At 62.5% G+C, this 17,117-nt stretch carries 15 protein-coding genes; 7 read left to right on the forward strand and 8 right to left on the reverse strand.

Going from position 1 to position 17,117, the window contains the following annotated elements; genetic code table 11:
- Positions 1-458: 458 nt before the first annotated feature.
- The 6 genes from LOY50_RS26575 to LOY50_RS26600 form a co-directional block, all read right to left on the reverse strand.
- Positions 459-1,229, reverse strand: a complete 771-nt coding sequence (locus tag LOY50_RS26575) for an electron transfer flavoprotein subunit beta (protein WP_253470056.1) — start codon at positions 1,227-1,229, stop codon at positions 459-461.
- Between the two features lie 13 nt (positions 1,230-1,242).
- A complete protein-coding gene (locus tag LOY50_RS26580; protein ID WP_258689576.1) occupies positions 1,243-2,463 on the reverse strand; it encodes an electron transfer flavoprotein subunit alpha/FixB family protein in 1,221 nt (406 codons plus the stop codon).
- The gene (dgcB, locus tag LOY50_RS26585) at positions 2,463-4,412 is read right to left on the reverse strand and encodes a dimethylglycine demethylation protein DgcB (RefSeq protein ID WP_258689577.1); all 1,950 of its coding nucleotides are present in this window, start codon (positions 4,410-4,412) and stop codon (positions 2,463-2,465) included. The genes LOY50_RS26580 and dgcB overlap by 1 nt, the downstream gene beginning before the upstream one ends.
- 170 nt (positions 4,413-4,582) lie before the next feature.
- Positions 4,583-6,643: a dimethylglycine demethylation protein DgcA gene (gene dgcA / locus LOY50_RS26590; protein ID WP_014340592.1), complete on the reverse strand. Its 2,061-nt coding sequence runs from the start codon at positions 6,641-6,643 to the stop codon at positions 4,583-4,585.
- A gap of 15 nt (positions 6,644-6,658) precedes the next feature.
- Positions 6,659-7,189, reverse strand: a complete 531-nt coding sequence (locus tag LOY50_RS26595; protein WP_003177589.1) for a 4-vinyl reductase — start codon at positions 7,187-7,189, stop codon at positions 6,659-6,661.
- 79 nt (positions 7,190-7,268) lie between these two features.
- Positions 7,269-8,246 carry a dipeptidase gene (locus LOY50_RS26600; protein ID WP_014340593.1) on the reverse strand — a complete coding sequence of 326 codons (978 nt, stop codon included), beginning with the start codon at positions 8,244-8,246 and terminating at the stop codon, positions 7,269-7,271.
- Between the two features lie 235 nt (positions 8,247-8,481).
- On the opposite strand from LOY50_RS26600, the gene LOY50_RS26605 reads away from it, so the two are divergent.
- Together LOY50_RS26605 and LOY50_RS26610 are read left to right on the forward strand one after the other, a co-directional pair.
- Positions 8,482-8,883: a lysozyme inhibitor LprI family protein gene (locus LOY50_RS26605; protein WP_253470064.1), complete on the forward strand. Its 402-nt coding sequence runs from the start codon at positions 8,482-8,484 to the stop codon at positions 8,881-8,883.
- 57 nt (positions 8,884-8,940) lie between these two features.
- Positions 8,941-9,357, forward strand: a complete 417-nt coding sequence (locus LOY50_RS26610) for a DUF3010 family protein (RefSeq protein ID WP_258689578.1) — start codon at positions 8,941-8,943, stop codon at positions 9,355-9,357.
- A gap of 206 nt (positions 9,358-9,563) precedes the next feature.
- On the opposite strand, the gene LOY50_RS26615 is transcribed toward LOY50_RS26610, so the two are convergent.
- On the reverse strand, positions 9,564-10,739 hold the full coding sequence (locus LOY50_RS26615; protein WP_253470068.1) for an ATP-binding protein: 1,176 nt from the start codon (positions 10,737-10,739) through the stop codon (positions 9,564-9,566).
- 68 nt (positions 10,740-10,807) lie between these two features.
- On the reverse strand, positions 10,808-11,767 hold the full coding sequence (locus LOY50_RS26620) for a GlxA family transcriptional regulator (RefSeq protein ID WP_258689579.1): 960 nt from the start codon (positions 11,765-11,767) through the stop codon (positions 10,808-10,810).
- Positions 11,768-11,953: 186 nt separating this feature from the next.
- Between LOY50_RS26620 and LOY50_RS26625 the strand changes: the two genes are divergently transcribed.
- The 5 genes from LOY50_RS26625 (at position 11,954) to LOY50_RS26645 (ending at position 16,931) form a co-directional block, all read left to right on the forward strand.
- The gene (locus tag LOY50_RS26625) at positions 11,954-12,898 is read left to right on the forward strand and encodes a choline ABC transporter substrate-binding protein (protein ID WP_013694418.1); all 945 of its coding nucleotides are present in this window, start codon (positions 11,954-11,956) and stop codon (positions 12,896-12,898) included.
- A gap of 227 nt (positions 12,899-13,125) precedes the next feature.
- A complete protein-coding gene (locus LOY50_RS26630) occupies positions 13,126-14,013 on the forward strand; it encodes a 3-keto-5-aminohexanoate cleavage protein (RefSeq protein WP_214509921.1) in 888 nt (295 codons plus the stop codon).
- 162 nt (positions 14,014-14,175) lie between these two features.
- Entirely contained in the window at positions 14,176-15,141 is a 966-nt protein-coding gene (locus LOY50_RS26635) for an L-carnitine dehydrogenase (protein ID WP_258689580.1), read from the forward strand.
- A gap of 132 nt (positions 15,142-15,273) precedes the next feature.
- Positions 15,274-15,750 carry a thioesterase family protein gene (locus tag LOY50_RS26640; RefSeq protein WP_258689582.1) on the forward strand — a complete coding sequence of 159 codons (477 nt, stop codon included), beginning with the start codon at positions 15,274-15,276 and terminating at the stop codon, positions 15,748-15,750.
- A gap of 20 nt (positions 15,751-15,770) precedes the next feature.
- The gene (locus LOY50_RS26645) at positions 15,771-16,931 is read left to right on the forward strand and encodes a gamma-butyrobetaine dioxygenase (RefSeq protein ID WP_258689584.1); all 1,161 of its coding nucleotides are present in this window, start codon (positions 15,771-15,773) and stop codon (positions 16,929-16,931) included.
- Positions 16,932-17,117: the final 186 nt, after the last annotated feature.

Genomic DNA, 17,117 nt, shown 5'->3' on the forward strand with positions numbered 1-17,117 from the left:
TTATGATCAACTCGCTGAACGCCCCGGTTCGTATGGCTTGCAGCGTAGAGCGAACATCTTATCCACAGAAGCGCCAACAGAGATTGGGGGCAAGTTTCGGCTGAAGCGAATAACTACTCACAAGCAAAAGCCAATAAAAACCGTGAGTTAGACTGATTATTTTTTGAACGCAGGGCTGGAGGGCCTGATTTGCATGGGGTGCAGAGAGGGGCGAACAGGTTATCCACAGAAGCGCGCACAGGGATTGTGGGTAACACAGAGCAACTGTGGGAGTGAGCTTGCTCGCGATGACGGATTATCAGCCACCATCCTTGCTAACTGACAGACTGCCATCGCGAGCAAGCTCGCTCCCACAATGATTGGGTGTAAGCACAAAATTCACACACACCGCCAATCCCCTGTGGGAGCGAGCTTGCTCGCGATGGCGGTAGGTCGGTTGACGATGATGCAGGGCAGATCTAGCGAACCACCCCTTCCTCCACCAACAGCTTGAGAATCGCCTCGGCCCCCGCCTCCGGGCTCACGCCCTTGAGCACTTGCCCGCCTCCGCCGCTGGCCTTGGCCGTGGCGGCTTTCATGCGGTCGGCGCCGCTCTTGGCCTTGATCACTTTCAAGCGTTTGGGCCGTGGCTTGGCCGGTTGCAGGGTTGCCACCGCCAGCAAGGTGTCGTCGATCACTTCGACCTCCTCGCCATGCAATGCCCCCCGCCGGGCCGGGCCGTAGGCGCTTTGCCGAGGTTTTGGCGCGGCGTTATCCACAGTGGCCAGGAACGGCAGGCGCACTTTGAGACGTCGCCGTTGGCCGCGCGGCAAGGCTTGCAGCACCAGGGCCACACCGCTGTCGATGGATTCGACCTGGGCCAGCCCCACCACCAGCGGCCAACCGAGACTCTCGGCCAGCAGGAACGGCAGCATGCCCGAGCCTTCACCGGTTTCCGCCTGGCTACCGGTGAGCACCACTTGGGCGCCGGCATCACGCAGGTAATCGGTCAGGGCCGGCAGGGCGTCGGCGCCGACGGGGTTTTCCAGCACGTGCAATTCATCCAGGCCCATGCCCAGGTAAGCGCGCAGGGCCGGTTCGGCCACGTCGCCGGCGTGCAGCACTTGCAGGTCGCTGCCGGCCAGTTGCAGGCCCAGCTCCACGGCCCTAGCGTCCTGTTCGGCGCGCCGAGGCCGACCGGAAGTGGGGTGGGCGCCGATGGACACGAGGCTGATCACTTGGGTACTCATCAACTTATCCTTCTTAAGCCGCATCACGCTTGGCTTCGTTGCGGTAAGCCTCTACCGCCGCGATCAAGGCCTGGAGAATCGCCGCGCTGTCACCGATCACCGACAGGTCCGCCCGTTTGATCATGTCGCAACCCGGATCAAGGTTGATCGCCACCACCTTGTCGCAGGCGCCAATGCCCTGCAGGTGCTGGATCGCCCCGGAAATCCCCACGGCCACGTAGACCCGCGCCGTAACCCAGGTACCGGACGCACCGACCTGGCGATCGCGGGCCATGAAGCCGTCGTCCACCGCCACCCGCGACGCGCCTTCGGTAGCGCCCAGGGCCGCTGCGGTCTGGTGGAACAGTGCCCAGTCCTTGACCCCGTTGCCGCCGGAGAAAATGAATTCGGCCTCGGCCATCGGGATCGCGCCCGGGTCCACCGCCACCGCGCCGAGGTCTTCGATGCGCGACAAGCTGCGGGCCACGCTTGTGGATAACTCCACCGGCAAGGCTTCGTGGCGGGTTTCGCTGACCGGTTCAGCGCATTCGGCCGCTGCCAGGATCAAGCGCGCCAATGGCCGGGCCAGGTCTTGCAGGCCCGCACCAGCGCGGCCGATGCACTCTTCTCCCTTGACCTGCCAGACCCGCGTGGCCGGACGTTCGCCCAGGGCCGCGGCCAAACGCCGGCCCAGTTCGCCGCCACCGGTGCGGCTGTCAGGCAACAGCCAATGGCGTGGGCTGAACTGGTTATCCACAGCCCGCAGGCCTTGCACCCGTTGTTCCGGTGCATAACCGCTGAATTCCTCGCCATCGAGCACCAGCAAGCGGTCGACACCGGCCGTGGCGAAGGCACTTTCCTTATGCTCGCCGAAGACCACCGCCAGCACCGCACCTTCCGCGCCTGCAAGCTGATGGGCCAGGCCCAGCAGATCGCGGTCGTGGCTGCTCAAGCGGCCACCGACCATGTCCGGCACCACACTGATGTAGAACGCCGGTTGCGGCACCTGATGCAGCGGCAGTTGCACTTCAGCGGCGGCGGTACGCTTGGTCGCGCCACCCTGCTGGGCGCCGCTGCGGTCGATGCGCTTGATACCGTTGGGGCCGATGAAACCGACGCCATGGACATTCTTGCGGATGATGCCGTTGGGGCCCATCCAGCTATGCTGCACCGGTTGCATGGCCGCGTGCAGCGGGTGCAGGCGGTTGCGGGCGATCCACTCGGCGCGAGGGTCGCGGCGGATGATGTCGCTCATTAATGCACCTCCGCAGGTTCACGTTTGGCTGGGGCTACAGGCTTGCTCGGGGCCGCGTCTTCCAGCAGCGCGTCGGCCACCAGTTCGGCGATGTCCTTGATCATCGGCCGCGGCTCGACCACGCCTTCCAGCATCGCGGTGCACTGTGGACAACCCACGGCCACCAGTTCGGCGCCGGTTTCGCGGATGTCTTCCATGCGCATGTCAGGGATCCGCTGCTTGCCCGGGATGTCGGTGATCGGCGCACCGCCGCCACCGCCGCAGCAACGCGAACGGAAACCGGAACGCTGCATCTCCTTGACCTCGATACCCAGCGCACGCAGCACCTGGCGCGGCGCCTCGTATTCGCCGTTGTAGCGGCCCAGGTAGCATGGGTCGTGATAAGTCACGCTGTCGCCCTTGTGCTGGCCGAGGTTCAGCGCCCCGGCGTCGATGATTTCCGCCATATAGGTGCTGTGGTGCTGCACCAGGTAGTTGCCATCGAAGGCGCCGTATTCGTTTTTCAGTACGTGGAAACTGTGGGGGTCGCAGGTGACGATGCGGTTGAAGCTGTATTTGGCCAGGGTCTGGATGTTGCGTTTGGCCAACAGCTGGAACGTCGCCTCATCACCCAGGCGCCGGGCCACGTCGCCGCTGTCACGCTCTTCGAGGCCGAGCACGGCGAAGTCGATCTTCGCCGCCTTGAGCACTTTGACGAAGGCGCGCAAGGTGCGCTGGTTGCGCATGTCGAAGGCACCGTCGCCGACCCAGAACAGGACGTCGGTGGATTTCTTCTCGCTGAGCAGATTGAGGTTCAAGTCCGCCGCCCAGTTCATCCGCCCGCCCGGGGCGAAGCCGCCAGGGTTGTCGGTGGCGATGAGGTTTTCCAGCACTTCGGCACCCTTGTTCGGCGTGGCGCCTTTTTCCAAGGTCAGGTGGCGGCGCATGTCGACGATGGCGTCGACGTGCTCGATCATCATCGGGCACTCCTCGACGCACGCTCGGCAGGTGGTGCAGGACCACAGGGTCTCAGCGTCTACCAGGCCGTTGACGATGGGTTGATGCAGGTTGCCGCCATGCTCACCGACAGGTTTACCTGGATAAGGGCTGCCGGCGAATTTCGCATCGGTGCCGCCGGCCAGGCCGACGACCATGTCCTGGATGAGTTTTTTCGGGTTCAGCGGCTGGCCGGCAGCGAACGCCGGGCAGGCCGCTTCGCACTTGCCGCACTGCACGCAGGCATCGAAGCCCAGCAGTTGGTTCCAGGTGAAATCCTTGGGTTTTTCCACGCCCAGCGGTGCGCTAGGGTCGTTCAAGTCCAGTGGCTTGAGACCGGTGGAACGACCGCCACCAAAGCGCTCGGCTCGGCGGTGCCAGGCCAGGTGCAGGGCACCGGCGAAGGCGTGTTTCATCGGCCCGCCCCAGGTCATGCCGAAAAACAATTCCGACACACCCCACAGCACGCCGACACCCAGGATCGCCGCCACCAGCCAACCGCCGAAGTTTTCCGGGAGGATGCCCGCCACCGGCAGGGTCACCAGGAAGAACGACGCCGAGAAGGCCAACAGGCTTTTCGGCAGGCGCATCCAGGGGCCCTTGGACAAACGGGCCGGCGGATTGCGCCGACGCAAGTACATAAAGATCGCGCCAACGAACATCACCGCCGACATCAGCAGCAAGGCGTAGCCGAGGATGCGGTTGTGCAGGCCAAAACCGTGTACCAAAATCGCCAACACAATCGATGCCACCGCACCACCGGCAGTGGCGACGTGGGTATTGGCAATGTATTTGTCCCGCGCCACCACATGGTGCAAATCCACCATATAGCGCTTGGGCATGGCGAAGAGACCGCCGATCAGGTCGACCTTGGCCGGTCGTCCGCGGCGCCACATGTTCACCCGCCGCAAGGCGCCAAGGACCGCGAGGCCCAGGGCAGCAAACAGCAGGATGGGAAGAAGGGTGTTCAACATAGGTGTTGCTCCCAAAGACCACAGGTCTTGCAGGCCAAACTAGCTGGATGCCTTGCCCGATTCCTGTGGGAGCAAGGCTTGCCCGCGATGCGATCGACTCGGTCAGTCAGATCCTCCGTGTCGCATTTATCGCGGGCAAGCCTTGCTCCCACAGGGTTATCCACAAGCCGTTAGAAATCCTTGCACAACCGCAGGGCGTCGTAGATGGCCGCGTGGGTATTACGCTGGGCCACGCAGTCGCCGATGCGGAACAGCAGGTAGCCATCGCCGCTCTGCTCCAGGCACGGCTGGGGCTTGATCGCGAACAGGGCTTCGACGTCGATCTGGCCCTTGTTGCGCGAACCTTCCTTGAGCGCGTAGTAGATTTCTTCGTCCGGCCGCACGCCGTTTTCCACCACCACCTGGTCCACCACGCGTTCTTCCTTGGCACCGGTGTATTCGTTCTCCAGTACCGCCACCAGCTTGTCGCCTTCGCGGTAGACCTTCTCCAGCATCATGTCCCCGGTCATGATCACTTCCTTGGGGTACATGCTGCGGTAGTAGGTGGGGAACGACGTCCCGCCAATGGCTACGCCCGGCTTGATGTCGTCGGTGACGATCTCGACCTGGCTGCCCTTGTCAGCGAGGAAGTCGGCCACCGACATGCCGGTGAACTCGCAAATGGTGTCGTAGACCAATACGTTCTTGCCCGGTGCAACCTTGCCGTCGAGCACGTCCCAGCTGCTGACCACCAGCCCTTCGGCGGCGCCCCAGTGCTCGTTCTGCTCCAGGAACGGATGGCCGCCGACGGCCAGCACCACCACGTCCGGACGCAGGTCCATGATGGTTGCCGCATCAGCCGCCACGCCCAGGCGCAGGTCGACTTTCAACCGCGCCAGCTCCAGTTGGAACCAGCGGGTGATACCAGCAATCTGGTCCCGTTGCGGGGCTTTCGAGGCCGTGGTGATCTGCCCACCGATGAATTCTTTCTTCTCGAACAGGGTCACATCGTGCCCACGTTCGGCGGCCACACGCGCCGCTTCCATCCCCGCCGGGCCGGCACCGACCACAACGACTTTGCGTTTCGGCCCGGTGGACTTCTCGATGATGTGCGGCACGCCCATGTATTCACGGGACGTCGCGGCGTTCTGGATGCACAGCACGTCCAGGCCTTGATACTGGCGGTCGATGCAGTAGTTGGCGCCGACGCACTGCTTGATCTGGTCGATCTGGCCCATCTTGATCTTGGCGATCAGGTGCGGGTCAGCGATGTGGGCGCGGGTCATGCCGACCATGTCGACGTAACCGCCCTCCAGAATCCGCGTAGCCTGGTTCGGGTCCTTGATGTTCTGCGCGTGCAGCACCGGAACCTTGACCACTTCCTTGATACCGGCGGCCAAGTGCAGGAATGGCTCCGGTGGATAACTCATGTTCGGGATGACGTTGGCCAGGGTGTTGTGGGTGTCGCAACCCGAGCCCACCACGCCGATGAAATCCAGCATGCCGGTGTCATCGTAGTACTTGGCGATCTGCTTCATGTCCTCGTGGGACAAGCCGTCCGGGTGGAATTCGTCACCGCACAGGCGCATGCCCACGCAGAAATCGTCGCCCACTTCGGCGCGCACGGCCTTCAACACTTCCAGGCCGAACTTCATGCGGCCTTCGAAGGTGCCGCCCCATTCGTCGGTACGCTTGTTGACCCGCGGGCTCCAGAACTGGTCGATCATGTGCTGGTGCACGGCGGACAGCTCGACGCCGTCCAGGCCACCGGCCTTGGCGCGTTTGGCGGCGCTGGCGTAGTTGCCGATCACCCGCCAGATCTCTTCCGGCTCGATGGTCTTGCAGGTGGCGCGGTGCACTGGCTCACGCACGCCGGACGGCGACATCAGGGTCGGCCAGTTGAAACCGTCCCAACGCGAGCGACGGCCCATGTGGGTAATCTGGATCATGATCTTGGCGCCATGCTTGTGCATGGCGTCGGCCAGGTTCTGGAAGTGCGGAATGATGCGGTCGGTGGACAGGTTCACCGAACTCCACCACTCCTGCGGGCTGTCGATGGCGACCACGGACGAACCACCGCAGATCGCCAGGCCGATGCCGCCCTTGGCCTTCTCTTCGTAATACTTCACGTACCGGTCGGTGGTCATGCCGCCGTCGGTGGCGTAGACCTCGGCGTGCGCGGTGCTGAGCACGCGGTTGCGGATGGTCAGCTTGCCGATCTGGATCGGCTGGAACATTGCTTCAAAAGCCATGGTGCGATCCTCGACTTACAACGGCTTGACGATGAACAGGCCGTCGTCGTGGCCTTCTTCGGAACCGCCGTAGACCTGCTCGGCCACAGTGCGGATCTTGCTGCCGCGAGCGGCGAGGATCTGGTCCATGGCGCCGGCGAACCAGCCGGTGAACATGTAGTCGACCTTGCGCCCGACCTTGCCGTACACATAGACGAACGCCGAGTGTTCGAGCTTGACGCTGGCAGTGCCTTTGTCCAGGTCGATGTCCTGGATCTTGAACAGGCCCCAGCCACGCTGCGACAGGCGCTTCATGTAGTGCTCGAACACCGCGACGCCTTCCAGGCCATGGCATTCGGCTTCTTTTTCACACCAATGCCAGGCGGATTTGTAGCCGGCCTTGTAGAGAATCTCGGCGTAGGCGTCGGCGCCCAGCACTTCTTCGATGCCCATGTGGTTGTTGACGAAAAAGTGCCGTGGCACGTACAGCATCGGCAGGGCGTCGGAGGTCCAGACACCGGTTTCGCTGTCGACTTCGATAGGCAGTTGCGGGGCGATCTTGGCCATGAAAACTTGACTCCGGAAATTCGTGGTATTGCCTGCGGCGCAGAGGGCCGCAGGTAGAGGATTAGCGGTGCGGCGGCGGTTATTCGCCCCAGACGTCTTTCAAGACATTGACCCAGTTTTCACCCATGATCTTGCGCACTACCCGCTCAGGATGGCCGCGCTTGAGCAGCGTCTCGGTGAGGTTCGGGAACTCGCCCACGGTGCGGATGCCCAGGGGGTTGATGATCTTGCCGAAGCTGGTCAGGCGACGGGCGTAGCCCTTGTCGTGAGTCAGCATTTCGAAGAAGTCCTGGCCGTGGCCCTGGGTGAAGTCGGTGCCGATGCCGATGGCGTCTTCACCGACGATGTTCATGGTGTACTCGATGGCTTCGGCGTAGTCGTCGATGGTCGAATCGATGCCCTTGGCCAGGAACGGCGCGAACATGGTCACGCCGACGAAACCGCCGTGGTCGGCAATGAACTTCAGCTCTTCATCGGACTTGTTGCGCGGGTGTTCTTTCAGGCCGGACGGCAGGCAGTGGGAGTAGCACACCGGTTTCTTCGATTCGAGGATGACCTCTTCGGAGGTCTTGGAACCGACGTGGGACAGGTCGCACATGATGCCAACCCGGTTCATCTCGGCGACGATTTCGCGACCGAAGCCCGACAGGCCGCCGTCGCGTTCGTAGCAACCGGTGCCGACCAGGTTCTGGGTGTTGTAGCACATCTGCACCACACCCACGCCCAACTGCTTGAAGATCTCGACGTAGCCGAGCTGGTCTTCGAAGGCATGGGCGTTCTGGAAACCGAAGATGATGCCGGTCTTGCCCTGTTCCTTGGCGCGACGGATGTCGGCGGTGGTTTTCACCGGGATCACCAGGTCGCTGTTCTCGCGGATCAGTTTCTGGCTGGCGGCGATGTTGTTGATGGTGGCCTGGAAACCTTCCCACACCGACACGGTGCAGTTGGCTGCGGTCAGGCCGCCCTTGCGCATGTCTTCGAACAGGTCGCGGTTCCACTTGGCAATGATCAGCCCGTCGATAACGATGCTGTCGGCGTGCAATTCGGCTGGGCTCATCAGGCAGTCCCCTTTTATCAGCGATTCATGCGCCGAATCGTGTGCCGGCGCTTTGGGGCCAGCATATGCCTGAGGGCCGTGGCGACCCGGTGCAAAAACGACAGGGGAATTGCCGAAAGCGTCAATCCACGACAAAGGGCTATGGTCGACCCACCCTGCCCGTCTGTTCTTTAGCCGACGCTTACGCCAGAATCCGCTGCATCACTGGTTTTCACTGGACTTGAGCGGCAACGCGATGAAATCACTCTTCCTGGCTTTGGCACTGATCAGCACCGTCGCGCATGCGACCGAAGACACCGAACCCAACCCCTGCGACGAAGTTGAAAACGACGTCCAGACCCTGGCCTGCTCGACCTACGGCAAAACCGCCGCCGAACAATTGCTGGGCGAAAACCTGCAAAGCCTCAACGAGCGCCTGCAAACCCGCTACGCCAACGACAAGGCCCAGCTCAACGACATCACCACCAAGGTCAAGGCCGCCCAACAACTGTGGCAAAAACAGCGCGAGGCCGACTGCGCCATCGCCGCCTTCCCGGCCAAACCCGGCAGCGAAGCCTACAAAATCGCCGAAAACGACTGCATGGCCCAGGTGAGCGATGATCGGTCGGAGTTTTTGGAGTCGATTGGGCAGGAGTGATGCTTCAGAAGCCGCTTAGCGCGGTAAGCTGCTTGCATCATTGGTAAAGGGATTCACATGAAAACGTGCGGCATCGAAATCAAAGGCAGCGAAGCGATCATCGCTGTTGCCTCGCTGGATCAACAGGTGCTGAGCCATGTCGCGCTGAACACCAAGAAAATCGCCCTGGACGACGATGACGAAGCCGCCAACGTCAAGGCTTTCGCTGCCCAGGTGCGGGCGTTTGTGGTTGAGAATGGCATCGAACGCATCGCCATCAAAAAGCGCAGCAAGAAAGGCGAGTTCGCCGGTGGGCCGACGACGTTCAAGATCGAAGGGGTCTTCCAGTTGCTGGAAGGTTGCGAGGTGACGCTGCTGTCGCCGCAGACCATCAATGCGCAGAGCAAGAAACATGACTTCGCCCTGCCGGCGACGCTGAACAAGTATCAGCATGAGGCGTACAAGGCGGCGTGTTCGGCGTTGATGAAGAAATAGACCTTTTAAAGCCGAACACAATACCTGTGGCGAGGGAGCTTGCTCCCGCTCGGCTCTGTAGGAGCTGGCGAAGCCTGCGATCTTTTGATCTTTCACTTGGGACTCAAGTGTCTGGGGAAAGATCGCAGCCTCGCTTCGCTCGACAGCTCCTACAAGACGCCACCCAGCGGGAGCAAGCTCCCTCGCCATAGGATGTATTCCCAGGTTCAATGTTGCTTGCGATACCCCTTCAACCAATCCGCAAACGCCTTGTCCTCCAGCGCATAACCACCCCGGTTGGACTTCCACACCAATTCCTTTTCCCGCAGCGCATCAATACAGGCTTGGATGGTCTGGGTACCGGGCACGACTTCGCTTCCCATAGCCCTCAGCGCCTTGCCCACCGCCTCCAGCGTTGAATCGGTGAAGGGTGCGAAGGGCTCGTTGTTCTGCGAGCGCTCGGCCATGACCTGCAGCACCGCGCGTTGCGGCACCGTCAGGGCGTTCCAGGCGCTCTCGAACTCGGTCCAGACGCCAGCGCGCAGCATTTCGGCGCTGCTGCGCAGCAACTCACCCAAATGGCTTGCCTCACCCAGTTCCAGGGCAATTTCGCCGATGACGCTGCGCAACATCTCCGGACGGCGCCCCACCAACTCAAACGCCTGGTCGAGATCATCGGCATTGAACTGGTTGGTCTGGGCCAGGTGTGCGTTCAAATGAGCGGTGTAGGCTTGGGTGAAAGCTTTGCCCAGCAAAGGGAACGGCGTGATGCTGGACCCGTAGAACGGTTGGTTGCGGCTCAATACCAAGTGCGCGAGCTTGTCGCGATTGGAGCCGGTGAACACCAGTCGCAGGCCGCTGGCATCGCCCTCACGTCCCTGGTTGAGCTGGTCACGGGCAGCCTTGAGGGCGAACATCGCGTTGACCCCGGCCTCGGTGGTCAAGGCATGCTGGGCTTCGTCGATCACCAGCACCACGGTTTTATCCGCGGCACGGTGCAACAGCTCCAGCGCCTGGGTCAGCGTCGCCCCTTCGGGCAGTTGCGGCTGGCTGAAATCCCAGGACAACGTGCGCAAGAAGCTGAGTTTGTCGATGCCCATGGATTTGGCGAGCTTGCGGATGCCCTTTTCATAAGGCACCAGTGCCCCGGCGATGGCCGAGGCGATCAGCTCGGCAGGGTCCTTCTCCTTGTTGGCCCAAAGGTCGACGTAGACCGCGAGCCAACCACGGGTTTCGCATTCAGGTATCAAGTCTTCGCGCAGGAAAGTACTTTTTCCGGTGCGTCTCGGAGCGGCCAGGAACAGGCCTGAGGTGTAATCCTGGATCCCGGCGCCGGCCAGCCCATCGACAATATTGCGGGCCAGATCGGGGCGCCTGAAGACAAAACCGGGATGCTTGGACATGGTTTTATACTCAATTATGGCGACAGGTATAATTTATAGTCGCGAGTATAATTGAGTATAAAAGCCTGTCAAACCAGTTCCCGCCCATCCCCCTGCCGTCGTCGATCCTCCCGCGGGCAGCGCTCGAACCGTGCCCGATAGCTGCGGGTGAAGTACGACGGCGACTCAAAGCCGCAGGCGATGCTCACTTCCAACACACTCATGTCGGTCTGGCGCAGCAGCTGCCGGGCCTTCTCCAGGCGCAGGCGCAGGTAGAAGTTGCTCGGGGTGTCGTTCAGGTGCAGGCGGAACAGGCGTTCGAGCTGGCGACGGGTGACGTTGATCGATTCGGCCAGCGCCAAGGTGCTCAGGGGCGGTTCGCTGTGGGTTTCCATCTCGCCTATGACGTGCACCAGCTTCTTGTTGCGAATGCCATAGCGGTTGGCGATTTCCATGCGCTGGTGGTCTTTGCGCGGGCGGATGCGGCCGAGCACGAACTGCTCGCTGACCTGGATCGCCAATTCCGAACCGTGGGCCTGGCCGATCAGGTCCAGCATCAGGTCGATGGAAGCAGTGCCGCCCGCGCAAGTGATCCGGCGACGGTCGATCTCGAACAGTTCCTGGGTCACGCTGAGTTGCGGATAAGACTCCTTGAACGCCTCGATCGCTTCCCAATGCAAGGTCACGCGGTGCCCTTCCAATAGCCCCGCCTCGGCCAACACCACACTGCCGGTGTCGATACCGCCCAAGGTCACGCCTTCGTTGTCCAGCCGATGCAGCCAGCGCTCCAGTGCCGGGGTGGCGAATTTCAGCGGCTCGAACCCCGCCACCACCCAGAGGGTCGCGCCTTTCTTCAAGGGCTCCAGTGCCGCATCGGCGTTGACCGACATGCCATTGCTCGCCAGCACCGGCCCGCCATCGACACTCAGCACACGCCAGCGGTAAAGCTCGCCGCGAAAACGATTGGCAACCCGCAACGGCTCGATGGCCGAAATGAAACCGATGGCCGAAAAACCCGGCATCAACAAAAAGTAGAAATCCTGGGACATGGAGCGCACTCGGTTGGCGGGTTGCGTGCGGACCTTGATACGCCAGTTGCAACGCCCATTCAAGAGTCGCTGCAGTGCAAGAGCACGTCGCCGCTGTGCGTTTTGCCAGGCGCCGGGCTGCGTAACTTGGCATCACCGGTACGCAGATGCCGGACCCCATAACAATAAGCTGCCGAGGAACCCGACATGAAACGACTGATCAGCTCCTGTGTACTTGCACTTTGCGGCACCACTTTGCTCAATGGCGCCGCCATGGCTGCCGAGCCCGCCGCGTGCCAGAACGTGCGCCTGGGCGTGGTCAACTGGACCGACGTCATCGCCACCAGCGCCCTGACCCAAGTGATGCTCGACGGCCTCGGCTACAAGACCAAGCAAACCAGCGCCTCCCAGCAAATCATCTTCGCCGGCATCCGCGACCAGCGCCTGGATCTGTTCCTGGGCTATTGGAACCCGTTGATGACCCAGACCATCACCCCGTTCGTCGAGGCCAAACAGGTCAAGGTGCTGGAACAGCCGAGCCTCAAGGACGCCCGCGCCACCCTGGCCGTGCCGACCTACCTGGCCGACAAGGGTCTGAAGACCTTCGCCGACATCGCCAAATTCGAAAAAGAGCTGGGCGGCAAGATCTACGGCATCGAGCCCGGCTCCGGCGCCAATACCCAGATCAAGGCGATGATCGCCAAGAACCAGTTCGGCCTGGGCAAATTCCAACTGGTGGAGTCCAGCGAAGCCGGCATGCTCGCCGCCGTGGACCGCGCCGTGCGGCGCAAGGAAGCCGTGGTGTTCTTCGGCTGGGCGCCGCACCCGATGAACGTCAACGTGCAAATGACCTACCTCACCGGCAGCGACGACGCCCTCGGCCCGAACGAAGGCATGGCCACCGTGTGGACCGTCACCGCGCCGGACTACGCCCAACAATGCCCGAACGTCGGTCGCTTGCTGAGCAACCTGACGTTCAGCGCCGAGGATGAGAGCCGGATGATGCAGCCGTTGCTCGATCACAAGGACCCGCTCGAATCGGCCCGGCAATGGCTCAAGGATCATCCGCAAGACAAGCAGCGCTGGCTCGAAGGCGTCACCACCTTCGACGGCAAGCCCGCCGCCGACAACCTGAAACTGACCAGTAACTGAACAACCGTTATCCATCTGCGCAGCACTTGTGGCCTGTACGGTTAATTCGAGCACTCAAATTCGAGTGTCAGGACTTGCCAGGCAAGGCGCCATGACGAGTCGTAGCCCGCTACGGCGAGGAATGGCAACGCAGTCTGGCAAGTTCTGGCGCCGAAGTTGAGTGCTCGAATTAGCCACACAGGCCACTAACTGCGCAGTGACTTACCACGCCTGAAGGAATCCGCACCATGAACCACGACGTCATCATCACCTGCGCACTCACCGGTGCTGGCGACACGACCGCCAAGAGCCCTCACGTACCGGTCACCCCGAAACAGATCGCCGCCGCTGCCATCGAGGCGGCGAAGGCCGGGGCCACGGTGGTCCATTGCCACGTCCGCGACCCGCAGACCGGCAAGTTCAGCCGCGACGTGGCGCTGTACCGCGAAGTGATGGAGCGCATCCGTGAGGCGGACGTGGACATCATCGTCAACCTCACCGCCGGCATGGGCGGCGACCTGGAGATCGGTGCGGGCGAACGGCCGATGGAGTTTGGTCCCAACACCGACCTGGTCGGTCCGCTGACCCGCCTGGCCCACGTCGAAGAGCTGTTGCCGGAAATCTGCACGCTGGATTGCGGCACCCTGAACTTCGGCGACGGCGACACCATTTACGTCTCCACCCCGGCGCAACTGCGGGCCGGCGCCAAGCGCATCACTGAGCTGGGGGTCAAGGCCGAGCTGGAGATCTTCGACACCGGTCACCTGTGGTTCGCCAAGCAACTGATCAAGGAAGGCCTGCTGGACAACCCGCTGTTCCAACTCTGCCTGGGCATCCCGTGGGGCGCACCGGCCGACACCACTACCATGAAAGCCATGGTCGACAACCTGCCGGCGGATGCGGTGTGGGCCGGCTTCGGCATCGGCCGCATGCAAATGCCGATGGCCGCCCAGGCGGTGCTGTTGGGGGGCAACGTGCGGGTCGGGCTGGAAGACAACCTCTGGCTGGACAAAGGCGTACTCGCTACCAACGGTCAGTTGGTGGAGCGGGCTGGCGAAATCCTCAGCCGCCTCGGTGCGCGGGTGCTCACCCCGGCTGAAGGTCGCAAGAAAATGGGCCTGGTCCAGCGCGGCTAAACCGACATCCACCTTCCCCTATTGGGGGGCACAACCTGTGGGAGCAAGGCTTGCCCGCGATAACGGTATGTCAGTCGACATCCCCGTTGAATCTACTGCCGCCATCGCGGGCAAGCCTTGCTCCCACAGGAGATCACCGAACTATTTTTTCAGGAAATCACCATGAGCTTTATCACCGACATCAAGACCTTCGCCGCCCTGGGCAGCGGTGTGATCGGCAGCGGCTGGGTCAGCCGGGCCCTGGCCCATGGCCTGGACGTCGTCGCCTGGGACCCGGCGCCGGGTGCCGAGGCAGCGTTGCGCAAACGTGTCGCCAACGCCTGGGGTGCCCTGGAGAAACAAGGCCTGGCACCCGGCGCTTCGCAGGATCGGCTGCGCTTTGTCGCGACCATCGAGGAGTGTGTGCGCGACGCCGACTTCATCCAGGAAAGCGCCCCCGAGCGCCTGGAACTGAAACTCGAATTGCACGGCCAGATCAGCGCCGCTGCCAAGCCGAACGCGTTGATCGGTTCCAGTACCTCGGGGCTGCTGCCGAGCGAATTCTACGAAGGCGCCACCCATCCGGAGCGCTGCGTGGTCGGGCACCCGTTCAACCCGGTCTACCTGTTGCCGCTGGTGGAAGTGGTCGGCGGCAAAGACACCGCGCCCGAAGCCGTGCAGGCAGCGATGCAGGTGTACGAATCCCTCGGCATGCGGCCGCTGCACGTACGCAAGGAAGTGCCCGGCTTCATTGCCGACCGCCTGCTCGAAGCGCTGTGGCGCGAAGCCCTGCACCTGGTCAACGACGGGGTGGCGACCACCGGGGAAATCGACGATGCGATCCGCTTTGGCGCCGGCTTGCGCTGGTCGTTCATGGGCACGTTCCTGACCTACACCCTGGCCGGCGGCGATGCCGGGATGCGGCACTTCATGGCCCAGTTCGGCCCGGCGCTGCAACTGCCGTGGACCTACCTGCCAGCGCCAGAGCTGACCGAAAAACTGATCGACGATGTGGTGGACGGCACGAGCGCGCAATTGGGCAGCCACAGCATTTCGGCCCTGGAACGCTATCGTGATGATTGCCTGCTGGCGGTGCTGGAGGCGGTGAAGACCACCAAAGAAAAGCATGGGATGGCTTTCAGCGAATAACCGTCTGCAGGTCTGACCCCATCGCGAGCAAGCTCGCTCCCACATTGGCTCTGTGCCGATCACAAAACCTGTGGGAGCGAGCTTGCTCGCGATAGCGGCCTCCCAATCGCCACAACCATCGGAACCCACCCCATGCCCACCCTAACCACCTACCAAACCCGCATCCTCCCCGAATGGGTCGATTACAACGGCCACCTGCGCGATGCCTTCTACCTGCTGATCTTCAGCTACGCCACCGACGCGCTGATGGACCGGCTCGGCCTGGACAGCCAGAACCGCGAAGCCAGCGGCCACTCGTTGTTCACCCTCGAACTGCACCTGAACTACCTGCACGAAGTGAAGCTCGACGCCCAGGTCGAGGTGCACACGCACATCATCGGCCACGACGCCAAACGCCTGCACCTCTACCACAGCCTGCACCTGGTAGGCGGTGATAAAGAGCTGGCCGGCAATGAACAGATGCTACTGCACGTCGACCTGGCCGGCCCGCGCTCGGTGCCGTTCACCGAACAGGCCCTGGGCCGGCTCAGCGCCCTGCTCGACGAACAATCCGACCTGCCGCCGCCGCTGTACATCGGCCGGATCATCGCCCTGCCTCTGCCCCGATAAGCCGCGAACAGGAGATCGCCATGAACACCGCCGCCTTTGCCGACTTCCGCCGTTACCCCCTGATATCCCCATTGACCGCCGCCACACCGTTGGTCGACCGGATCCAAGTGACGTGGGCCGATGGCCGGGCCAGCCCCTTTCATCACCCGTGGTTGCGGGACAACTGCCCTTGCCCTCAATGCGTCTACAGCGTCACCCGCGAGCAGGTGCTGGAAATCGTCGACGTCCCTGAAGACATTGCCCCCGGCGCAACCTACCTCAACGACGAAGGTTGCCTGTGCGTGGACTGGCAGGACGGTCACCGGAGCCGTTTCGACCCCGGCTGGTTGCGCGCCCACGCCTACGATGATCAGTCCCGAGCCGAGCGCCTGGCGAACAAGCCCCGGCGCCAACTGTGGCGACGCGACCTGCAATTGCCAGTGTTCGACTACCCCGCGCTGATGGACGATGACGATGCGTTGTTGCAATGGTTGCTGGCGGTGCGCGACATCGGCCTGACCCAGGTGCACGGCGTACCCACCGAACCCGGCTCGCTGAAACGGATTGCCCAGCGCATTTCCTTCATTCGCGAGAGCAACTTCGGCGTGCTGTTCAACGTGCAGTCCAAAGCCGATGCCGACAGTAACGCCTACACCGCTTTCAACCTGCCGTTGCACAGTGATTTGCCGACCCGGGAATTGCAGCCGGGGCTGCAATTCCTGCATTGCCTGGTGAATGACGCCGACGGCGGCGAGAGCATTTTTGTCGACGGGTTTGCCATTGCCCAAGCGCTGCGCCAGGAAGACCCCGAGGCCTTCGACGCGCTGTGCCGGATCCCGGTGGAGTTTCGCAACAAGGACCGTCGCAGCGACTACCGCTGCCTGGCGCCCATCATCGCGCTGGACGCCCTCGGCCAGGTTTCGGAAATCCGCATGGCGAACTTCCTGCGTGGGCCGTTCGACACCACGGTCGAGCAGATGCCCAGGCTTTACCGCGCCTACCGCCGCTTCATTGCCCTGACCCGCGAGCCACAATTTCGCCTGGTACAGCGTCTCGAACCCGGCCAGCTCTGGTGCTTCGACAACCGCCGCACCCTCCACGCCCGCAATGCCTTCGACCCGGCCTCCGGGGCCCGGCATTTCCAGGGGTGCTATGTGGATCGGGATGAGTTGTTGTCGCGGATTCTGGTGTTGCAGCGCTAGACCGCGTCATCGTTCATCGCGAGCAAGCTCGCTCCCACATTAGATTTTGTGAACGACACAGAACCCCTGTGGGAGCGAGCTTGCTCGCGATGACAATCCACCAGACACCCAAGCTTTCCCTGATTCACAGGCAAAAAAAATCCCCGATCAAGCCGTGACAGGATCGGGGCAGGTTGCGTTACTGGA

It is taken from the genome of Pseudomonas sp. B21-010, assembly GCF_024749325.1.
Classification (GTDB): Bacteria; Pseudomonadota; Gammaproteobacteria; order Pseudomonadales; family Pseudomonadaceae; genus Aquipseudomonas; species Aquipseudomonas kilonensis.

Bases quoted from the DNA above. Each gene is read 5' to 3' on its own strand.
- LOY50_RS26615 (WP_253470068.1), bottom strand. From the start codon at position 10,739: ATGTCCAAGCATCCCGGTTTTGTCTTCAGGCGCCCCGATCTGGCCCGC.
- LOY50_RS26600 (WP_014340593.1), bottom strand. From the start codon at position 8,246: ATGAGCCCAGCCGAATTGCACGCCGACAGCATCGTTATCGACGGGCTG.
- LOY50_RS26625 (WP_013694418.1), top strand. From the start codon at position 11,954: ATGAAACGACTGATCAGCTCCTGTGTACTTGCACTTTGCGGCACCACT.
- dgcB (WP_258689577.1), bottom strand. From the start codon at position 4,412: ATGTTGAACACCCTTCTTCCCATCCTGCTGTTTGCTGCCCTGGGCCTC.
- LOY50_RS26580 (WP_258689576.1), bottom strand. From the start codon at position 2,463: ATGAGCGACATCATCCGCCGCGACCCTCGCGCCGAGTGGATCGCCCGC.
- LOY50_RS26630 (WP_214509921.1), top strand. From the start codon at position 13,126: ATGAACCACGACGTCATCATCACCTGCGCACTCACCGGTGCTGGCGAC.
- LOY50_RS26640 (WP_258689582.1), top strand. From the start codon at position 15,274: ATGCCCACCCTAACCACCTACCAAACCCGCATCCTCCCCGAATGGGTC.
- LOY50_RS26620 (WP_258689579.1), bottom strand. From the start codon at position 11,767: ATGTCCCAGGATTTCTACTTTTTGTTGATGCCGGGTTTTTCGGCCATC.
- LOY50_RS26610 (WP_258689578.1), top strand. From the start codon at position 8,941: ATGAAAACGTGCGGCATCGAAATCAAAGGCAGCGAAGCGATCATCGCT.
- LOY50_RS26605 (WP_253470064.1), top strand. From the start codon at position 8,482: ATGAAATCACTCTTCCTGGCTTTGGCACTGATCAGCACCGTCGCGCAT.
- dgcA (WP_014340592.1), bottom strand. From the start codon at position 6,643: ATGGCTTTTGAAGCAATGTTCCAGCCGATCCAGATCGGCAAGCTGACC.
- LOY50_RS26575 (WP_253470056.1), bottom strand. From the start codon at position 1,229: ATGAGTACCCAAGTGATCAGCCTCGTGTCCATCGGCGCCCACCCCACT.
- LOY50_RS26645 (WP_258689584.1), top strand. From the start codon at position 15,771: ATGAACACCGCCGCCTTTGCCGACTTCCGCCGTTACCCCCTGATATCC.
- LOY50_RS26595 (WP_003177589.1), bottom strand. From the start codon at position 7,189: ATGGCCAAGATCGCCCCGCAACTGCCTATCGAAGTCGACAGCGAAACC.
- LOY50_RS26635 (WP_258689580.1), top strand. From the start codon at position 14,176: ATGAGCTTTATCACCGACATCAAGACCTTCGCCGCCCTGGGCAGCGGT.